Source organism: Mongoliitalea lutea (assembly GCF_014652135.1).
Lineage (GTDB): Bacteria > Bacteroidota > Bacteroidia > Cytophagales > Cyclobacteriaceae > Mongoliitalea > Mongoliitalea lutea.
Window position 1 is genome coordinate 155,620 of the sequence record NZ_BMYF01000003.1, and the last position, 18,519, is coordinate 174,138.

The window sequence follows — 18,519 nt, forward strand, 5'->3', positions numbered from 1 at the left end:
AGAAGGAAATTTAAGTCTTTCCTCCTGAATATAAAAGCCGCTTATCCGATTGCCTGCAAGATAATTGCGCAAGCTTCACGGATTTCTTCTTCGGTTATGACCAAAGGTGGGGCTATCCGCATGCTATCATCGCAGAATAGAAACCAATCAGTAATCACCCCCATCCCGATTGCTCGATCAATGATGGGTTTCAATACCTCGAAGGACTCAAATTCTATAGCCATCATTAAGCCTTTATTTCGGATAGCTATGATTTTAGGGTGTACTAAAAGCTCTTTAAAAAGGTTTGCTTTAGTTTCTACCTGTTCCAATAAATTGGATTTCTGAATAACTTTTAGGGTGGCCAATGAAGCTGCTGAAGAAACTGGATGCCCTCCAAAAGTAGTGATATGTCCCAACAATGGGTTGCTTTTAAAGGAAGCCATCACCACTTGATTAGCGATAAAAGCTCCAATAGGCATACCGCCGCCCATACCTTTGGCACAAACAAGTATATCTGGCACAATTTCAAAGTGTTCAAATGCCCAAAATTTACCTGTACGACCAAATCCTGCTTGTATTTCATCCAAGATCAGTAAGGTGCCTGTTTCATCGCAGCGCTTTCTTAAGGCTTGAAAATACTGCTTACAGGCAACTCGGATACCTGCTTCTCCTTGAATCGTTTCAATAATTACAGCTGCCGTTTGCTCAGTTATCTGATCCAACTGATAATAGCTTCCATACAGAATATTACTGATACCAGGGAGTAGGGGACGATAGGCACGCTTAAATACCTCATTCCCTCCTACGGATAAGGAACCATGACTCGATCCATGATAGGCATTGATACAGGAGATGATTTCTCGTCGATTGGTGTAGCGTTTGGCTAGTTTTAGAGCACCTTCAACTGCCTCTGAACCTGAATTGACCAAATAGACATTATTCAAGGTGTCAGGAAGTGTTTGACAGAGTGCTTGAGCTAATTGCACTTGTGGGCTTTGTACATATTCCCCATAGACCATCAGGTGCAAGTACTTATCCAATTGCTCTTGAATAGCATTCAAAACCTGCGGATGTCTATGGCCTACGTTACTCACTCCAATTCCGGATATTAAATCAATATATCGTTTGCCATCTGGCCCATACATGTAAATTCCTTCCGCACGCTCGATTTCTATCATCAAGGGAAAATCAGTGGTTTGTGCCAAATGATTGAGAAATAGCTGTCTATTGTTCATGCTTAACTTCTGAATCTAAAAAAGATGCCTAGTGGTAGTTTCTTTTCAAATTTATCAACCAAATAAAGCTCACCATGTTCAGCATTGTCCACTTTTGGGAAATTGGAACGGATTAAGTTGGCTGCAATCATGGAGCTAAAACTCAAGGAATACATGTTGAGGATAAGAAAATGATGTTCAGGATCTAAAATCTCCGAGCATACTTTGAGCATTTCATTGATTTGTTCTTCCAAAATCCATTTTTCACCATCGGGCCCTCTACCGTAAGCAGGAGGATCCAAGATGATTCCATGATACGTATTTCCTCTTCTTTGCTCCCGTTTGATGAATTTCATGGCATCGTCTACAATCCAGCGGATGCCATCGAGTTTGGAACTTTCCATATTGTGTTTGGACCAAGTCACCACTTGCTTCACAGAATCCAAATGGGTGACATCGGCACCACAAGCACGAGCAGCAACACTAGCCGCTCCAGTGTAGGCAAAAAGATTCAAGACCTTTGGCTTAGCAATCGGGAAGGTTTTTAGTGTTTCGCTAATGTAATCCCAATTGACTGCCTGTTCGGGAAAAAGTCCGATATGTTTGAAAGAAGTCATGGCTAGATTGAGTGTTAAATCCAGACCATGAGGATTTTTATAAGCTACCTGCCAATTGTGTGGAATGCGCTTGAACTCTTGCCATTGGCCTTTTTCGGGATTATTTTTTTCTTTAGCAAAATGTGCATGTGCTATGGATCGCCATTCGGATTCGGGCATACTTTTATCCCAAATAGCCTGAGGTTCAGGTCTACTTAAGATAAACTTTCCAAATCTTTCCAGTTTTTCAAATCCTCCTGTATCGATCAATTCATAGTCTGTCCAATGGGAGGGGCACAAGGAGAGTATACTTTCTTTCATCCTGCAAAAGTAAGCAATCCTTTATGATGACTGGATATTTTATGGGAGAACTTCATCGGCTTGGTTTTATAATTGATAATTCTTTCCGATTTTAATGCTATTATTGAATTGATCAAACTAAACACTATTTTAAAAAATGAATTGGAGAAATTTAGTAACTGTATGTCTGGTTTTAATAAGTTTTGTAAGAGTAACCAAGGCACAAACACCCATTCAGGAATATACGCTTGATGCCTCTAGAAGCTTCAGGTTGAATGCTATTTCTGTAGGGGTTAAATGTACTCCACTACTTTTTGAAAAAGCACAGTTGGGTACAATTACCCTAACTAATGGAAAAATTTATGAGAATATCCCCTTTAATATCAACTTGAATAGAGGAGATTTATTTATTCAGACTGATGGTGTAGATTCAGATCCTTTTCCGGTAAATAATTGGGTAAGTGTAGAAACAGGTCAAGGTCAGAAGCGTTTGTTTTCTCGTGAACGGATTGGTGCTAAACAAGAGATTTCAGAACTTTTATGGAAAGGAGATGGCAAGCGTATCGTTGCAGTACACCGGAAAACTTTTATAAGACCTTCCACGCAGCGTGATAGCTATTCAGGTCCTCAATATGATGAATTTAGGCATGAAATCAATTATTTTGATATTCAAGGTATGAACATTTCAGAGATAAAAACCACCAAACGAGGATTAAAAGCTTATGCAGGTTCGAAGGAAAAAGAAGTGCATGAACTGATCAAAAAAGAAAAACTTAAGCTTGAGAATCCTGAGGATTTTAAACTTGTGGTAGAACTTGTCAATAAGTAAATTTTAATTGATGAAAAAAGCAATTTAGATACTGGAATAAACTCTAAAAACACTAACAGCACTTAGTAGCAGGGTTATTATCCAAACTGTCACTGCTATTACATTTTGAATCTTTGTATTTTGAAACTTTCCCATGATTTCTGATTGATTGACTATCCAGATGAGGTAGGCCGCAACCAATGGGAGGAGGATGCCATTAGCAACTTGGGCGAGGGTAATCAGTTGCACGGGCTTGATACCCAATGAAGCAAATAACAGCCCCAAAAACACGATAAACCCCATACTGATCCGCATGGGCATACTTTTGATGGAATTATCCCAACCAAAACTTCCACAAACCACTAATGCAGCTGCCATAGGCGCAGTCATGGCTGAGGTTAGACCTGCGGCAAAAAGGCCGAATGCAATAAAATAGGTCGCATATTTCCCCAATAAAGGCTCCAAACCCAGGGCCATATCCACCGCCGAGCTTACCGCTCCACCTTGCTGACTTGCTCCGGTAATCACGATGGCCATGGATACCGTCCCACCAATGACGATGGCAATGAGTGTATCTTTTCTTAGAATCCCCAAATCTTCCGAATTACGCCATTTTTGGGCCACCAAGGAGGCATGTAAAAACAAGTTGTAAGGAACTACGGTAGTGCCGATTAAGGCTACGATGACCAAAATATTTCCTCCGTTGACTGTGGGCACAAAACCTCTCCCAAACTCAGTCCAAGAAGGAAATACCATCACAGCAGCTACTAGAAAAGCTATACTCATACCCACCACCAAGGCAGTTAGAGATTTGGTAATCAAGGACATATTACCAGATAATAAAAATCCAAATGCCAATACCCCGATTAACAGTTGGGCAGCATTGAGTGTAAGTTTGCCCAGGGTGTATACGGGCAGGGGAAGCAATAACGAAAGTCCCAAGGTGCCTCCGGTAATATTTCCTGCTTCATAGGCGGCATTTCCCAATACCACAGCTAGTATAACCAAACCTATGGAAAAAACTTTAGCCATCGGTAGGGTCAGATGCTGTTTGAGGTTTTCTAACAAACCCTGCTGACTGATTAACCCGATTCTAGAGGCCATTTCCTGTAAGACCGAGGTAGTGATGATGGACAAACCTAGCGCCCATAGTAAATCATACCCAAATTCAACCCCAGCTAAGGTACAGATGGTGACAGTGCCAGGACCGATAAAGGCAGCGGCAATGATGGGGCCGGGACCTAAGGGGCGCTTACCAAGCTTCATAGGGGACGTTGTATCAAGGCATAGATCGCAAAACTACCCAACCAATGCGTACCCTCGTAATTATCATCTACGATGGACGGCAAGGAGAAATTCATATGCACATCGCCCAAGTCAATCAAGTGAGGAAAGATATCCGGGAAATTTCTGGCCAAACCATACATCACCCAAGCCCGACTGAAATTCACTCCATCCAAATGCACCAACTTTCCATCCGCTCTGTCAGAAACTTTACCAGGTTCCCAATAAAAATCCGCCGTAAAGATTTCCGGTAGAAAACTGTAAGCCCAATCAATAAATTCGGAGGGCGGCATAACCTTTCGCATGATATCCAATTCCTGAAAGCAAGGGGACAAAAAGTCAAAACCACTGGGTTCCCAAGCTAAGGGACAATTCATGTCCTCAAAAAACCAATCCTTTGACCGCTGTTCAATTAATCTAGCTAAGGCTTGATTTTGAACAGTTTGGGCATAATCATACGCAAAACTCAGCCCAAAGGCAATATTCGTATGCTCTCCCACACGGATAGGGTAGATCAATTTGGGTAGAAACTCCAAATATTTTTCCACCATCAAATCTGTCAGGGGCTGCAGGTTTTGTTCCAATTGCTTGGCCCAAGGATCATCCCAAGTATGTAATTCTTCTGCTAATTTCAACACCCATGCCCAACCGTAGGTCCGCTCAAAACTTCCGTTTTGCGGCATATGGAAATAGGCAACTTCTTCCAGAATATTAGCCGCTGAGATATTTTCTTCCAGTTTCTGACGGATCACATCCGCATCATCCAATTCAGGAAATTGTTTCAACAAGGCAATCAACATCCAATGCCCATGAACACTTGAATGCCAGTCAAAACAACCATAAAAAGCCGGAAGAAGCGCTTTTGGGCCTTTGAGATAAGATGCGTCGCCTAAGGTTTGATTCAGCTTATTGGGGTATTCTGTCTGAAGACAATGCAAAGGAAGCTGGGCCAATCGGTTGGCTTGTTCCAGATTAAAGGTGGGGGTGCCGGTGTCCTGAATGGTCCACATAGACCACAACAAAAGCATTAAGTTCATCATATCGCTTGATTACAGCTATTGTATAGGCAAAGTATGGATAAAATCACTTGTATACCAAAGTTTTTTCTTCAAATTCGTTATTCGAACACTTCACTGAAAACATAGACTATGAGTTTCAAACGGATTTTAAAAGGAATAGCTTATTTGCTGGTGGTGCTTTTGTTGCTTTTCGTAGCCATTTTGATGGTGTTTTATTCTAAAGATAAGCCGCTTTCCCAATTGTTGGAAAAATATTCCGATGAGAGTTCCTACTTCTTAAAGGTAGATGGAATCAATGTACATGTACGGGTTAAAGGGGAGGGAGAACCTATTTTCCTTATCCATGGGAGTTTTGCTTCCTTACATACTTGGGCTGATTGGGAACAGGAGCTCAATACTTATTTCATGACCATTTCAATGGATTTACCCGGACATGGCTTGACTGGACCGGATGAATTGCAGCGCTATGGTATCAGCGATTATGCTTCCTTGGTTTTTGGAATCGCGGACCAATTGGGCATAGATGAGTTTCACATCGCAGGAAACTCTATGGGAGGAGCCGTTGCCCTCAAAATGGCTTCTGAGCAACCGGATCGAGTCTTGACCTTAAACTTGGTGGATGCTGCCGGTGCTCCAAGCAATCCTAGGCCAGTAACTACCGAAACTACTGCACCGGCTGTTAAAAACGAGCGGAATTCTCGATTTTCCATATTCTCTTTGGTCCAGCATCCTCTTTTCGGGAAGATGATTACCCGATTTACCCCAAAGTTTTTGTTTCGGATGAATTTGAAGCAAGTCTTTGGAGACGAAAGCAAAATCACGGATGAACTGGTCAACCGCTATTACGATATGATGCTTCGGGAAGGAAATCGGGAGGCAACCTTACAGCGCCTGACGACCAGAAAGCCGTATGAAATTGAATGGGACAACATCACCATGCCTGTCTTGATTATGTGGGGAGCCTTGGATTCTTGGATACCCCTAAGAGCAGGAGAAGCCCTGCATGCCAAACTCCCACAGTCAACGCTCAAGGTCTATCCCAAGGCAGGACATGTGCCTATGGAAGAAATCCCGACAGAGACTGTCATAGATTATTTAGCATTTCTAGGTATACAAGCAGATATGGACTACTTTAACAGTCCAAAATATCTCAGTTATGTCCCTTGAGCACCTGACCCTAATTTTAGTTCTTCTCCTTCTCTTGATGAATGGTGGCTTATTCTTCTTGTTATGGCGGAAAAATACCGATCAAAAGGCCTTGGAAGCACGTATGCGGGACTTGAATCAATCACTTACCCAGCAGGTACAAAGCAATAGAACGGAGATACAGCAAGGGGTTTTGCAGCAGTTTTCCTTGGTTTTTGAGCAATTACGCGCCCAAAGCAAGGAACAACAGGAGGCCATTGCGGAATTTGGGAAGCTTTTCCGTGAAAATGTTCGTGATTTCAATGAATTGCAGCGGGAAAAATTCCAGGAACTTATTCTGAAGCAGGAAAAGCTATTGAGCAGTACCGAGCAGCAGTTGGAAAAAATGCGGGAGACGGTGGATGAAAAGCTCCAAAAAACCTTAGAAACCAGATTAGGCCAATCATTTGAATTGGTAACCAAGCAATTGCTGGTGGTGCAAAAGGGCTTGGGAGAAATGCAGCAGCTTGCCACAGGAGTAGGGGACTTGAAGCGGGTGTTGAGTAATGTGAAAAGTAGGGGTGTGATGGGAGAATACCAGTTACAGAGTATCCTGGAAAATATCCTTTCCCCCGAACAGTATGCCTTGAATGTAGCCGTAAAACCAGGTTCTGCAGAAAGAGTTGAGTTTGCGGTAAAAATGCCCGGCTCTGATGAAAGCTCTTCGGTTTTTCTTCCCATCGATGCCAAGTTTCCTCAAGAAACCTACTACAGGCTGCTAGATGCCTATGATATCGGTGATAAAAATGCCGTGGATATCGCCCGCGCTGAACTTTTCAATGCTATCCGAAAAGCCGCTCAGGATATTTCATCCAAGTACATTCATCCCCCGCATACCACGGACTTTGCTATGCTGTTTTTGCCTATGGAGAGTTTGTATGCCGAAATTATCCGCGAACCAGCGCTTACCCAATCCTTGCAGCGGGAATATAAAATCATTCTGACCGGTCCGACCACCTTAGCCGCTTTATTGAATTCTTTACAAATGGGCTTCCGTACCCTCGCCATCCAACAGCGAAGTGCAGAAGTTTGGAAGGTTTTGGGTGCTGTGAAACTTGAATTTGGGAAGTTTAGTGAGTTGATTACCAAAGCTCAAAAGAAAATTTCCGATGCCCATTCCGATCTCGATAATCTCGTCGGCACCCGCACCCGTGTCATCCAACGCAAACTCCGTGAAGTAGAAGAACTCCCGGAAGAAGAAGCGAGAAAAATGCTGGAATAAGTTTGTATAATCTAATATGCTCTAAGCTTCTTCATCAGGCCTGAATCGAATTTCTTTTGGATAGGGGAATGCGTGTAGCAGTTCCCCTTTTTTAATTTTTTCCTGAATGCTTTTCCAATAGTCTGGATTGAACATATTTTTATGGTATTCCCAAAAATGCTGTTTTACATCTTCTCTACCGATCATAAAGCGCTTGAAGTCCTCGGGAAATACATCGTTTGGAGCTATATCGTACCATGGTGCAGAAGCATAGATTTGCTCATAAGTTTCAGGCTTTGGTTTCCATCGGAAATTCATATCCGTCAAGAATTCGATTTCATCATAATCATAAAATACCACGCGTTTTTGACGAGTCACCCCAAAGTTTTTGGTCATCATATCTCCCGGAAAAATATTGGCCTGTGCTAATTGCAAGATCGAATACCCATATTCTTCCACAGCCACTTTCGCTTCTTCGTAGGTACAGTTCTCTAGGTAAATATTTAAAGGAATCATTCTTCGTTCGGTGTACAAATGCTTGATAATGATTTCTGTATCTGTAATAGTGAGCAAAGAGTTAACGGTTGCCCGCAGGGTTTTGAGCAGGGTTGGGTCTACCCGGTTGAGTGGGAAGTGAAAGTATTCAAATTCATGTGTATCGGCCATTCGCCCCACCCGGTCATGTACACTGACCAGCTTGTATTTTTCACGCACTTCCTGCCGGGTCATGGTTTTGGGTGGCTCAAAATAGTCTTTGACCATCTTAAATACAATGTTGTAGGAAGGTAATGTGAATACTTCCATTACCATCCCTTTGATGCCCTCTGCTTCCACCAACATATCCTTACTATGCTCCAAATGGATCAGGAAGTCTCGGTAAAATTCCGTTTTTCCGTGTTTATTGAATCCAATGGAATTGTAGAGTTCGTGAATTTTCTTTTGGGAAATAACGGAATTTAAGAATGCGACTAACTGCGATGGAATGGGGGCCTCTACCATAAAGTAGGAGCGTGTAAATCCAAAAAGCGAAGACATGGTCAGAGGATCAAAAATCAAGGTGTCCACATAGATACCTTTGGGACCATTCAAAAATGGGATGATAAAAGGCATCCACTTGCCGCCAACTTTGGTCCTTCCGATCAAGTAAGCTGCTTTATTGCGATAAAAGACGTTTTTCCAAACCTGGGTGATGGTATCTTTGCTTGCCTGATAGCGAGTGAGAATCACCTCTCGTACCGCTCGGACCAACAATTGAATGTCACCTTCTTTATCCATGTAGCGCACGCCAAAGTCAAAATCCTGAATGATGCTTCGGATGATTTTTTGAAGTCCCCATTCGGGTGGATAGGTATAAAAGAGCTTTTCGCTGGAATGAAAATCACAGGTGTCATAGCCCTCAAATACAAACATGAGGTCTTTTTCGATGCCTTGCATGGGGTAAATTTTTCGGATAACCGAATTGAAAAATGTTTCAGCTAGTTCTTTGTCCTTGCGTTCAGTGATGATCCAAGAATAGTAGGATTTTGTTTCCCTCCAAAATTCCTTTTCCAGCGCAACATCCTTGACAAAACCTTGCAATAAGAGTTTGGTCGCTTCCACTTGGTCTTTATAGAGTCGTAATCTTCGCTTGTGGTTTTGCTGCATGCTCAACCAATCCTTATCTACAAAGAACTGGGGTGCAAGTGCCGTCAGTTCATTAAAGGTGGTAATGTAGGTATGGTAGCACTCGGCAATTCGCTCTGCTGCAAGTTTGATCTGATCTCTGTTCATTGGAATTGTTCTTTTACGCGGGCGAGCTTTCGTTCTTTTTCCAATTTGGATTGCATTTTTTGCAATTTGATTGGAGGTGATACACGCACTTCACAATTTTCTACCGGACAGGTCTGACAGGTAGTTCCCACATGTTTGAGTTGGATGTTGGGATCATTGTGGAACTTGGCCTTCCGCTTAAACGTACTGTTGACCTTTAGCCCGAAGGAAATGCTTATTTGTTCCTGACGCTTGAGTCCTGATTGATAAGCTAAGGCAAATACGAAATAGGACTGACCATCCGGATAGAAGGAATATTGCGCCTTCCCAATTCTTGGCGCGCGGCTTTTCGCAAAATCATCGAATATCGTAGCAGAAACCCATCTTCTGCAATAATCTTCTTTCTGTTTGGAAGCATGGGGGTGGTGTATTCCGGATAGGTGTAACTCTTTATCCAAGGAGAAATTTCCAATGGGCAGGTTTTTGCTGATGCGAAGGAAAAAGAGTTCTTTCAACCCAAAGTGTTTCGGAAGGAGATTCGTGATTCTATAAACCAGTGTTTCTGGGGTCACATTGTATTTTTCAATCAAACTCAAGAGCAGTTCATGGTCCAATTCTGGATGGCTAAAGAATTTTTCCAGGTCTTTGGTAAACTCTTTTTCATCCAAGAGAATGGCGCAACTAAAATAACTGGCTTGGAAGTGTTGTAAGACTTCCTCAAAGGAATTGACTGTAATCCAAGAGGAGGAGTATGGGCGGTTTTTAAGATTGAGATAGGCATATCCTAATTCCCTTCCTAAAGCGAATATCTGCTGGTTTTCAGTCAGGTTGGGATTCAATAGGAACTTAGGAGTTTTGCCAGGAAGTAATAAGCTCCTTGTTTTAGCCAAACCCACTTCTTTTTCAAAATCATAGAAAACCACTTCATAGCCGAATTCTTTTTCCAATATCTCCGTCAGCTGTTGGGTATTCGGGTGAAGGGGTAAATTGAACTGGTTTTTACAAGCCTTGACTTGCTGTTCAATATCCGGGAAATAATTATCATGCATTTCCTGATACGCCCGTAAGGAGGAGAGGAAAAACTCTTCTAAACTTACATCATAGGCTCTGCTGATGTCCATCATTGTAATGATAAAAGCATTTAGTTTGGTGGGGGTATCAGAGAGTAATTCTATCAAAGAACTTGGATCAATTCCAAAGATATCCAAGGGTAATTCCGACAAGATATTGGAATGCAAAAGATCCGAAATGGGCTTCATTTTGTCTTCCAATTGTAGGGAAACAAGGTAATCATACTCCACTTGTAGGGCAGCTGCTAGTTTGAATACTTTGTCTGCTTTAGGGTATTTTTTAGACTTTTCAATCTCATTTAAGTAAGAAATAGAAATCCCGCTTTTGTCAGATAGATCTTGAAGGGACATGTTCTTTTCCTTGCGTAACTGTTTGAGCTTTAGACCAAATATGATGCGTATATTTTCTTCTTTCATGGGTTTAAATGGCTGATGTGTTAGAGGGTTTTCCTATCAATGAATGAATATAGTTCGAATTCTTGAAAAATTTGCTGATTTAGCGTGTTTTTTCTTTTGACGAAAATTAATGAAAAAAATAAAATATAAAAAAAGCGAAAATTCGCTTTTATATTTAAATTCGTTTTTGTAGGTTTACATCATCGAAACATTTTAACCAAGAACAACATGACCATTGCAGTAACCGACAATTTAAAGCTAGCCGTATTGGGAGAAATACCTGCTAGTTGCGAGCACATCCTTTCGCCGGAAGCCTTGGAGTTTTTAGCCTATTTAGAATTGAAGTTTCGGGAAAAACGCTACTCTATTTTGGTCAAAAGACAGCGTATCCAAGAGCGTTTGGACAGGGGAGAGCTGAATCAGATTCTGGAGGAAATTCCTTCTACAGATGGAGATTGGAAGATAGCCGGTGTGCCAGCCGATCTCGAAGATCGAAGAGTGGAAATTACTGGGCCAGTGGATCGAAAGATGGTGATCAATGCTTTGAACTCAGGTTCCAAAGTATTTATGGCTGATTTTGAAGATGCCTCCTCACCCACTTGGACCAATATGATCGAGGGACAGGCGAATCTGTATGATGCTGTGAGAAATCAAATTGATTTCACAGCGGATAATGGAAAAACCTATCGCTTGAATGAAGCACATGCGGTCTTGAAAGTAAGGCCAAGAGGTTGGCATTTGGAAGAAAAGCATTTGCAGATCAATGGTGAGCCATTGAGTGCATCCTTGGTGGATTTTGGCTTGTTCTTTTTCCATAACGCTGCCGAATTGCTTGAACGTGGTTCAGGTCCATACTTCTACCTTCCTAAGCTGGAAAGTCATTTGGAAGCTCGCTTGTGGAATGAAGTATTTATTGCTGCTCAGGATTATTTGGGTATTCCTCAGAAGACTATCAAAAGCACGGTATTGATTGAAACAATTTTCGGAGCATTGGAGATGGATCAAATTCTTTTCGAATTGAAAGATCATATTGTCGCATTGAATGCAGGAAGATGGGATTACATTTTCAGTGTGATCAAAAAATTCAGAAATCACGAAGATTTTGTCCTACCGGATAGAAGTCAGATTACCATGGGAGTCCCTTTTATGAAGGCCTATGCTACCCGGTTGGTAGAAATCTGCCATAAGCGAGGTGCGCATGCCATCGGTGGAATGTCTGCATTCATTCCCGCCAAAGATGAGTCCATCAATACCATTGCAAGAGAAAAAGTAAAGATAGATAAGGAAAGAGAAGCAGGTTTGGGTTACGACGGTACCTGGGTAGCACATCCGTTCTTGGTTGATATTGCTAAGGATGTGTTTACCCGGGCCTTCGATCCGGGACAATGCAATCAAAAAAACAAGCCTCTGATGGAATCTGGCTTGGAAAATAAAGACTTGTTGGATGTACGGATTCCCGAAAGCAGCATCACTGAAGAAGGTGTGCGCACCAATATCAATGTAGGAATTCTTTACATCGAAAGTTGGCTGAATGGCGTAGGGGCAGCTGCTTTGTACAACTTGATGGAAGATGCAGCCACTGCCGAAATCAGCCGAGCCCAATTGTGGCAATGGATCCGTCACCGTGCAAAAATGAGCAACGGACAACGCATCACCGATGAGCTTTACCAAGAATTGAAGCATCATGAGATAGAGAAGATCAAAGAGCTTCTAGGCGAACCAAGGGCGAGTTCCGAGAATCTCCAAAAAGCAGCCATGCTGATGGATAAGCTAGTACTTGGCAAGACCTTCATCGACTTCCTAACACTACCGGCGTATCAGTTGCTGGAGTGAGCAGTTGACAGTGAGGAATGAAGGATGAAGAATGAAAATGAAACATTATCTGTGGGTTTTAACCCACGAACGGAAGTGGAATTTAGGATGATGAGTAATTGAATTTCTTCAGATTAAGCTAATCAATAGCCGTGGGTTTCAACCCCCGGTATTGGGTGAACAGTGAGCAGTGAAGAATGAAGAATGAGGAATGAGTCTCATCGCTCGCATCTCATCTCTCGCTCCTCGCATCTAAAAGTCTAAACAAACAACCAAACAATACAACCATAAAACAAATGAAAACGAACAAAATCGAACGCGCAATTGCCCTTGAAAAAGATTGGGCAGAGAACCCACGCTGGGCTGGTATTACACGGACATATTCAGGAATGGATGTGGTTAACCTAGCGGGCAATTATCAGTTAGAGTATTCCATTGCACGGATGGGTGCTGAAAGGTTATGGAATAAGTTGACCACGCAGCCATTTATTGCAGGTCTGGGTGCTTTGACGGGGAATCAGGCTGTACAGGAAGTTCAGGCCGGATTAGAAGCCATCTATCTCTCAGGTTGGCAGGTAGCTGCTGATGCTAACTTAGCAGGCCAAATGTATCCTGACCAGAGTTTATATCCAGCAGACTCTGTACCGGCAGTAGTTAAGCGAATCAACAATGCTTTATTAAGAGCAGATCAGATCCAAAGCTTGACGGACAAGGAAGATTTACATTACTTGGTACCTATTGTTGCAGATGCTGAGGCGGGTTTTGGGGGAAACCTGAATGCCTTTGAATTGATGAAAATGATGATTGAGGCTGGTGCTTCTGGTGTTCACTTTGAGGATCAACTTTCTTCTGCCAAAAAATGTGGACACTTAGGTGGTAAGGTTTTGGTGCCAACACAGGAAGCAATTAATAAATTGATTGCAGCACGTTTAGCTACCGATGTAATGGGTGTTCCCACGGTATTGATAGCCCGTACTGATGCAGATGCGGCCACCTTGATTACTTCAGATATTGACGAGCGAGATCATAAGTTTATCTCTGGCAAGCGTACTTCGGAAGGTTTTTATGAAGTGAATCATGGAATCGAGCAAGGTATCGACAGAGGACTTTCTTATGCACCTTACTGTGACCTGATTTGGATGGAAACTTCCAATCCTGATTTGGGATATGCCAGAGAATTTGCCCAAGCGATTCATGCGAAGTATCCAGGAAAAATGTTGGCTTATAACTGTTCGCCTTCTTTCAACTGGGCAGCACACTTATCTAAGTCTGAAATGTTGACATTTAGAGAGAGTTTGGCAGAGATGGGTTATAAGTTCCAATTCATCACGTTAGCTGGTTTCCATGCCTTGAACACGTCCATGTTTGAGCTATCCAAAGCCTACAAAGAGAGAGGAATGGCAGGATATTCTGAGTTGCAAGAAAGAGAGTTTGCCTTGCGGTCAGCAGGTTTCAAAGCCATCAAGCATCAGGCATTTGTAGGAACAGGTTACTTTGATGCTGTGCAAGAAGTGGTTACAGCTGGAACAGCTTCTACTGTGGCCTTGAAAGGCAGTACAGAGGAGGCGCAATTTTAGCCGAATAAAATTTTCGCAATCGATTGCTTGCGCAGAAAAAAAAGATTTTATACCTTTCGACCATGTTATTCAATCACTGAATATCTACAATAGGTTTAATAGGTTTGAGAGATAGAAAAAGGTCGGCACATTGTTCCGACCTTTTTTGTTTTTTGCTCAAATTTTAGCTTGATTAGTGGTTCAGAAAGTCAATGCCTATGCGTTTTTATTTGAAATTCAGCGTTATACCTATTTTTCTTTTGTTGGCCGTGTTTATGGGATGCAGCAATGACTCGAGTCAAACCGAAGAAATTGTGGAGGGGGAGATTTTTGATGATGAAGAATTGCAGCAGTTGTTGGATACAGGCATTCAGTTGATGGCTCCTTGGGAGCGGTTTTGGAACAATCAATTTTCCAATTTCAAAACCAATCAGTTTGTGTTGGATAGGGAGGAAACCTTTGAAGATTTGGAGTGGCCAGAAGAAAATTTTATTACACCGGGAAATCCGTTTCATCCGTATTTGATTCCTCATCCAGAAGGTGATGGCATTGTGGATATTTACAGCTACAAGGTAACTATCCCAACAGAAGGTAAACCAGGTTTAAATCCCGATTCGGAAGTGATTTTTTTTAAGTCCAATGGTATGCGCAAACGACTTTTGTTTATCGGCCCATCGGGTGGTTTTGAAGAAGCCGCCTGGATAAGCCCTGATATTTTGATGGTAGCTGGATGGTTTGAAGATGAGGAGGGTGTCAGTCCGGTGATTTGGATGATTGAACCTGAGAACAATAGCTATAAAGTGTTTACCAATCCCTTTCATACCAACCAATACGTCAAAGATGCGTATCTGAAAAAGAAGTTACAGGGAATTGATTTGTAGTATTTTTAATTCTCTAGAGATTGAACTATGGAAGTTTAATCGGGTTTCTTCTTATAGCTATATGCATCTGAGATTATGGAATTTAAAGAATTAGTAAAAGTATTGGAGCGAATGATGGCTATGCCTTTACCCGGCAGGGAAGGGCAGGTGACCATGGCACCTCAGAGCAGGATGAATGAGGAGCAATACCGGGCATCTATTCGTGAAGATCACCGCAAAGGAGCTGTGTTAATGCTTTTTTACCCACATCCAAATGGTACCTATCTTCCTTTTATCAAAAGGCCTTCCTATGAAGGAGTTCACTCTGGTCAAATTGCTTTTCCTGGGGGGAAATTTGAAGAGGCAGACGGCAATTTGGCAACCACTGCCCTCAGAGAAACGGAAGAAGAAATTGGAATTGACAGTTCAAAAGTACATTTGTTAGGTAGCTTGTCCGAAGTATATATTCCCCCGAGTAATTTTATGGTTTATCCCTACATTGGGATTACAGAAAGCCTTCCTGAGTTTAATCCAGATCCCTTAGAAGTAGAACGGATTATTGAGTGCTCTTTTCATCAGTTGCTTGACAAAGGCAATCGAAAGATTGGAACAGTCAGAAGCTCCGCCGGCCTTATCAAAGCACCTTATTTCGAGCTTGCGCAAGAAACCGTCTGGGGTGCTACAGCTATGATTTTGGGGGAATTCACCTACATGTGGAAACAAGCTACTAGAAATTAAAAAAAAATGTGAGGAGGAAATGCTTGATTCAATTAGAATTTGAAATTCTAAATCCTATATTAACCTTTTCCTCCTCCAATTTTTCTATTTAACTAGACATGTACATCTAAATACGTTAATTAGCCAATCTATGAAGGGATCGCTTTTATTTTTTAATGATAGGTAGTTTTATGCTACTCGGATATCTAGTAGAATGGTGAATTTTGTTGGTTGCCACTATACCTTCAGCCTCATCGTAATTATTACCTCCTGTATTCATGTTACGATCGAATCTTGGGAAGTTGGAAGAGGAAACCTCGATACGGATGCGGTGACCTTTTTTGAAATAGTTGGAAGTGGACATAGGAGTCATGTTGACTTCATATACTTTTCCAGATTCCATAAAGACTTCCTTTTCATATCCTTCACGATATCTTACTCGCTGAATGGTTTCATCCAGGTTATAGGCTCTTCCGTCAGGATATACATCAATGATTTTAATGGTCAAATCAGTATCTTTTACATCCGAAGAAAGATATAGGCTCGCTTCAATAAACCCACTGACTTCCACACCTTCGGCCAATGGTTCGGAGGTATAGACCAAAATGTCTTCTCTCAATTCCATTTCCTGCTGATCAAAGGAACCTCCTTGTACGGCATTTCCGGTACAGCAAACATTTCCACCATAAGAAGTTACCGGGTCTAATGGATCATATTGGAACGTATCCGGATTATCTCGGCCAGGTCTTTTGGTTGTGAGGACACCATCACCTAGGCGGCTATTAGCTTTTCCTTTACTGTCTAAGAAATAGGTGGTCATCTGCGCTTCTTTTGGAGGCCAGGTATCGGAAGTCTGCCATACATTTTTACCCATCGTGAAATAGGTGACTTTCGGCATTTTTTCAAGAATACCATTGTCTTCTCCTTTCAACCAATAGTCAAACCAAGCATAGGTGATTTCCGGATCAGGTAATCGTGCATCTCCCATGCTCCGCTCGCCGACGATCGTGTTTTCAGTAGCTCTCAAAAAGGCACAATGTAGGGTAGGACCGATGATTAGGAACTGATTATTTTTACCAACTTCCGTTTTGGCATTCGCTTGAATATGGTTGTACATGGCCAAGTTGGGGGAGGTTGCGACATCATACCAAGACACAAACCAGAATGCAGGCTTTTCAAACTCCATATCATCATGGAATAAGCCACCTTCATACCATTTGGGGTCGTTGGGTTTTCTGGTAATCATTTCTTCGTAAATGCCTTTTGGTCCATTGACATTTTTAATAATGTCCTGTACCGGCAAATGGCTTAATCCTTGACTCCAATCTACCCGCGGATAACGAGGCCCCATATCATAGAAGCGCTGAATCCTTTGCAAATCCTCTTGGGAAATACCTGCCGGAAGTTTAGGCGCCATGGGATCATGTTGTACACCATAAAGCCATGCAGTAAATAACATCTGTCCTGCACCACCTCTGTACCAGTTTCCTTGCTCATAATAATTGCCAATACGGCCTACACCGGCACCATACCCTTGGGCTACCAAAGCAGTATTTGCAGGATGGTCCAAACTCGCTACAGCCATTTGCCACTCAGCGGTGGAAGAACAGCCGATTGCACCGATTTTTCCATTGCTCCAGGATTGGGAAGACATCCACTCATACGCATCATATCCATCCGTCAGTGGAGCACCCAAGATCTGCCACTCACCTTCTGAAAAGAATCTCCCACGCTCATTTTGTACAACATAAGCATACCCTCGATTCACATAATCTAAGGCTGTTTGAAGGGTTCGGGTGACCAATTCTCCATCTCTGTAGGAATTGAATTGGTAAGGGGTACGGGAAAAGATGATGGGAACCGGTTGATCGGTTTTGGGACGATAAATATCTGTGGCCAAACGAACACCGTCCCGCATAGGCATCATGACCTTTTGGTCAATGATGGCAACTTCCTCCAATTGTTGGAGAATACTTTTTTCTTGGGCAACTAGGTTAGCTGAAAGGAGCAGCAAAACTAATAACCCAATGTAAGAGGTAATTTTTTTCATAATGCTTGATTGTTTGTTTTAAGATACCAAAAAATAAAAACCAAGCAGCTAAAATTTACGCAAAAGGGGAAAAAGGTGGTTTAAAGGATACGCAATCAAAAAATTCGAAAATAAATCATCAATTCCGCTGAAAGACACCCCTGATACGATCGCCAATAGGTTCCCGGGCTGCTTTTCTTTTGGCTCGTTGCTTTTTCCTCCATTTCTTATCCTGCTCTTTTCCCGTAACCAATACCCAACGTGCAGAAACACCCACTTGCCCACGGGCAAACTCTTCTCTTCCTGCCATATTGAAGTTTGGCTTATAGTCTAATGATACAACAGTTCCTAAAACCGTAGCTTCGACTCCGACAACCAAATCCACACCAGTGGTAGGGTTGGCATAGGTATGCGTGATTTCACGGGTAACACGATTTTTGACAAAACTTTCTTCATAACCAAAGGAAAAACCCGCGCCATAGTAATAGTTAAATCGCTTCGAAATAAGTGGTTTATGATTTCTTAGTAAAAGATGAGAAGTGGTATTTCTTGAAAAATCGGATTGAATAATTCCTTCAAGGGTAGTGTGCCTCAATACTCGTTGAGTGGCAGAAATACCCACAGTTCGGCTAAAATCATTGCTGCCTAGACGCAGACCAACAGCTGACCCATATCGCTGTCCGTAACTAAGAGCGCTCCATCCCAACATCAGAAGAAGCAAAGTCATTATCTTTTTCAATC

15 protein-coding genes are annotated in these 18,519 nt (G+C 42.2%); 7 read left to right on the forward strand and 8 right to left on the reverse strand.

What is annotated here, in order from left to right:
- Positions 1-41: 41 nt before the first annotated feature.
- Together IE080_RS03540 and IE080_RS03545 are read right to left on the reverse strand one after the other, a co-directional pair.
- On the reverse strand, positions 42-1,217 hold the full coding sequence (locus IE080_RS03540; protein ID WP_189579064.1) for an aspartate aminotransferase family protein: 1,176 nt from the start codon (positions 1,215-1,217) through the stop codon (positions 42-44).
- A 2-nt stretch (positions 1,218-1,219) separates the two neighbouring features.
- Complete coding sequence (locus IE080_RS03545; protein ID WP_189579065.1) at positions 1,220-2,113, reverse strand: class I SAM-dependent methyltransferase; 894 nt, start codon at positions 2,111-2,113, stop codon at positions 1,220-1,222.
- 136 nt (positions 2,114-2,249) lie between these two features.
- Between IE080_RS03545 and IE080_RS03550 the strand changes: the two genes are divergently transcribed.
- A complete protein-coding gene (locus IE080_RS03550) occupies positions 2,250-2,921 on the forward strand; it encodes a hypothetical protein (protein WP_189579066.1) in 672 nt (223 codons plus the stop codon).
- 24 nt (positions 2,922-2,945) lie between these two features.
- Here the strand turns inward: IE080_RS03550 and IE080_RS03555 are convergent, their stop codons facing one another.
- Positions 2,946-4,166, reverse strand: a complete 1,221-nt coding sequence (locus IE080_RS03555; protein ID WP_189579067.1) for an NRAMP family divalent metal transporter — start codon at positions 4,164-4,166, stop codon at positions 2,946-2,948.
- On the reverse strand, positions 4,163-5,224 hold the full coding sequence (locus tag IE080_RS03560) for a DUF2891 domain-containing protein (RefSeq protein ID WP_189579068.1): 1,062 nt from the start codon (positions 5,222-5,224) through the stop codon (positions 4,163-4,165). The genes IE080_RS03555 and IE080_RS03560 overlap by 4 nt, the downstream gene beginning before the upstream one ends.
- Positions 5,225-5,332: 108 nt before the next feature.
- Here IE080_RS03560 and IE080_RS03565 point away from each other — a divergent pair, with 108 nt between their 5' ends.
- Positions 5,333-6,370, forward strand: coding sequence for an alpha/beta fold hydrolase (locus IE080_RS03565; RefSeq protein ID WP_189579069.1), 1,038 nt, complete (start codon positions 5,333-5,335; stop codon positions 6,368-6,370).
- The gene (locus IE080_RS03570) at positions 6,360-7,610 is read left to right on the forward strand and encodes a DNA recombination protein RmuC (RefSeq protein WP_189579070.1); all 1,251 of its coding nucleotides are present in this window, start codon (positions 6,360-6,362) and stop codon (positions 7,608-7,610) included. The genes IE080_RS03565 and IE080_RS03570 overlap by 11 nt, the downstream gene beginning before the upstream one ends.
- Positions 7,611-7,631: 21 nt before the next feature.
- Here the strand turns inward: IE080_RS03570 and aceK are convergent, their stop codons facing one another.
- Positions 7,632-9,359, reverse strand: coding sequence for a bifunctional isocitrate dehydrogenase kinase/phosphatase (aceK, locus tag IE080_RS03575; protein WP_189579071.1), 1,728 nt, complete (start codon positions 9,357-9,359; stop codon positions 7,632-7,634).
- Positions 9,356-10,825 (reverse strand): helix-turn-helix domain-containing protein, encoded by a 1,470-nt coding sequence (locus IE080_RS03580; RefSeq protein ID WP_189579072.1) that lies wholly within the window; start codon positions 10,823-10,825, stop codon positions 9,356-9,358. The genes aceK and IE080_RS03580 overlap by 4 nt, the downstream gene beginning before the upstream one ends.
- Before the next feature lie 207 nt (positions 10,826-11,032).
- Between IE080_RS03580 and aceB the strand changes: the two genes are divergently transcribed.
- The 4 genes from aceB to IE080_RS03600 all read left to right on the forward strand — a co-directional run bounded on the left by aceB (position 11,033) and on the right by IE080_RS03600 (position 15,770).
- Complete coding sequence (gene aceB, locus IE080_RS03585; RefSeq protein WP_189579073.1) at positions 11,033-12,637, forward strand: malate synthase A; 1,605 nt, start codon at positions 11,033-11,035, stop codon at positions 12,635-12,637.
- 275 nt (positions 12,638-12,912) lie between these two features.
- On the forward strand, positions 12,913-14,193 hold the full coding sequence (aceA, locus tag IE080_RS03590; RefSeq protein WP_189579074.1) for an isocitrate lyase: 1,281 nt from the start codon (positions 12,913-12,915) through the stop codon (positions 14,191-14,193).
- Between the two features lie 197 nt (positions 14,194-14,390).
- A complete protein-coding gene (locus tag IE080_RS03595) occupies positions 14,391-15,053 on the forward strand; it encodes a bifunctional isocitrate dehydrogenase kinase/phosphatase (protein ID WP_229800482.1) in 663 nt (220 codons plus the stop codon).
- Between the two features lie 75 nt (positions 15,054-15,128).
- Complete coding sequence (locus tag IE080_RS03600; RefSeq protein WP_189579075.1) at positions 15,129-15,770, forward strand: NUDIX hydrolase; 642 nt, start codon at positions 15,129-15,131, stop codon at positions 15,768-15,770.
- Positions 15,771-15,915: 145 nt separating this feature from the next.
- On the opposite strand, the gene IE080_RS03605 is transcribed toward IE080_RS03600, so the two are convergent.
- A complete protein-coding gene (locus IE080_RS03605; protein ID WP_189579076.1) occupies positions 15,916-17,799 on the reverse strand; it encodes a CocE/NonD family hydrolase in 1,884 nt (627 codons plus the stop codon).
- Between the two features lie 118 nt (positions 17,800-17,917).
- The gene (locus IE080_RS03610) at positions 17,918-18,517 is read right to left on the reverse strand and encodes a hypothetical protein (RefSeq protein WP_229800483.1); all 600 of its coding nucleotides are present in this window, start codon (positions 18,515-18,517) and stop codon (positions 17,918-17,920) included.
- Between the last annotated feature and the right edge of the window lie 2 nt (positions 18,518-18,519).

What these genes read in the sequence shown, in the direction of transcription:
- IE080_RS03540 (WP_189579064.1), bottom strand. Translation starts at nt 1,217, where the DNA reads ATGAACAATAGACAGCTATTTCTCAATCATTTGGCACAAACCACTGAT.
- IE080_RS03545 (WP_189579065.1), bottom strand. Translation starts at nt 2,113, where the DNA reads ATGAAAGAAAGTATACTCTCCTTGTGCCCCTCCCATTGGACAGACTAT.
- IE080_RS03550 (WP_189579066.1), top strand. Translation starts at nt 2,250, where the DNA reads ATGAATTGGAGAAATTTAGTAACTGTATGTCTGGTTTTAATAAGTTTT.
- IE080_RS03555 (WP_189579067.1), bottom strand. Translation starts at nt 4,166, where the DNA reads ATGAAGCTTGGTAAGCGCCCCTTAGGTCCCGGCCCCATCATTGCCGCT.
- IE080_RS03560 (WP_189579068.1), bottom strand. Translation starts at nt 5,224, where the DNA reads ATGATGAACTTAATGCTTTTGTTGTGGTCTATGTGGACCATTCAGGAC.
- IE080_RS03565 (WP_189579069.1), top strand. Translation starts at nt 5,333, where the DNA reads ATGAGTTTCAAACGGATTTTAAAAGGAATAGCTTATTTGCTGGTGGTG.
- IE080_RS03570 (WP_189579070.1), top strand. Translation starts at nt 6,360, where the DNA reads ATGTCCCTTGAGCACCTGACCCTAATTTTAGTTCTTCTCCTTCTCTTG.
- aceK (WP_189579071.1), bottom strand. Translation starts at nt 9,359, where the DNA reads ATGAACAGAGATCAGATCAAACTTGCAGCAGAGCGAATTGCCGAGTGC.
- IE080_RS03580 (WP_189579072.1), bottom strand. Translation starts at nt 10,825, where the DNA reads ATGAAAGAAGAAAATATACGCATCATATTTGGTCTAAAGCTCAAACAG.
- aceB (WP_189579073.1), top strand. Translation starts at nt 11,033, where the DNA reads ATGACCATTGCAGTAACCGACAATTTAAAGCTAGCCGTATTGGGAGAA.
- aceA (WP_189579074.1), top strand. Translation starts at nt 12,913, where the DNA reads ATGAAAACGAACAAAATCGAACGCGCAATTGCCCTTGAAAAAGATTGG.
- IE080_RS03595 (WP_229800482.1), top strand. Translation starts at nt 14,391, where the DNA reads ATGCGTTTTTATTTGAAATTCAGCGTTATACCTATTTTTCTTTTGTTG.
- IE080_RS03600 (WP_189579075.1), top strand. Translation starts at nt 15,129, where the DNA reads ATGGAATTTAAAGAATTAGTAAAAGTATTGGAGCGAATGATGGCTATG.
- IE080_RS03605 (WP_189579076.1), bottom strand. Translation starts at nt 17,799, where the DNA reads ATGAAAAAAATTACCTCTTACATTGGGTTATTAGTTTTGCTGCTCCTT.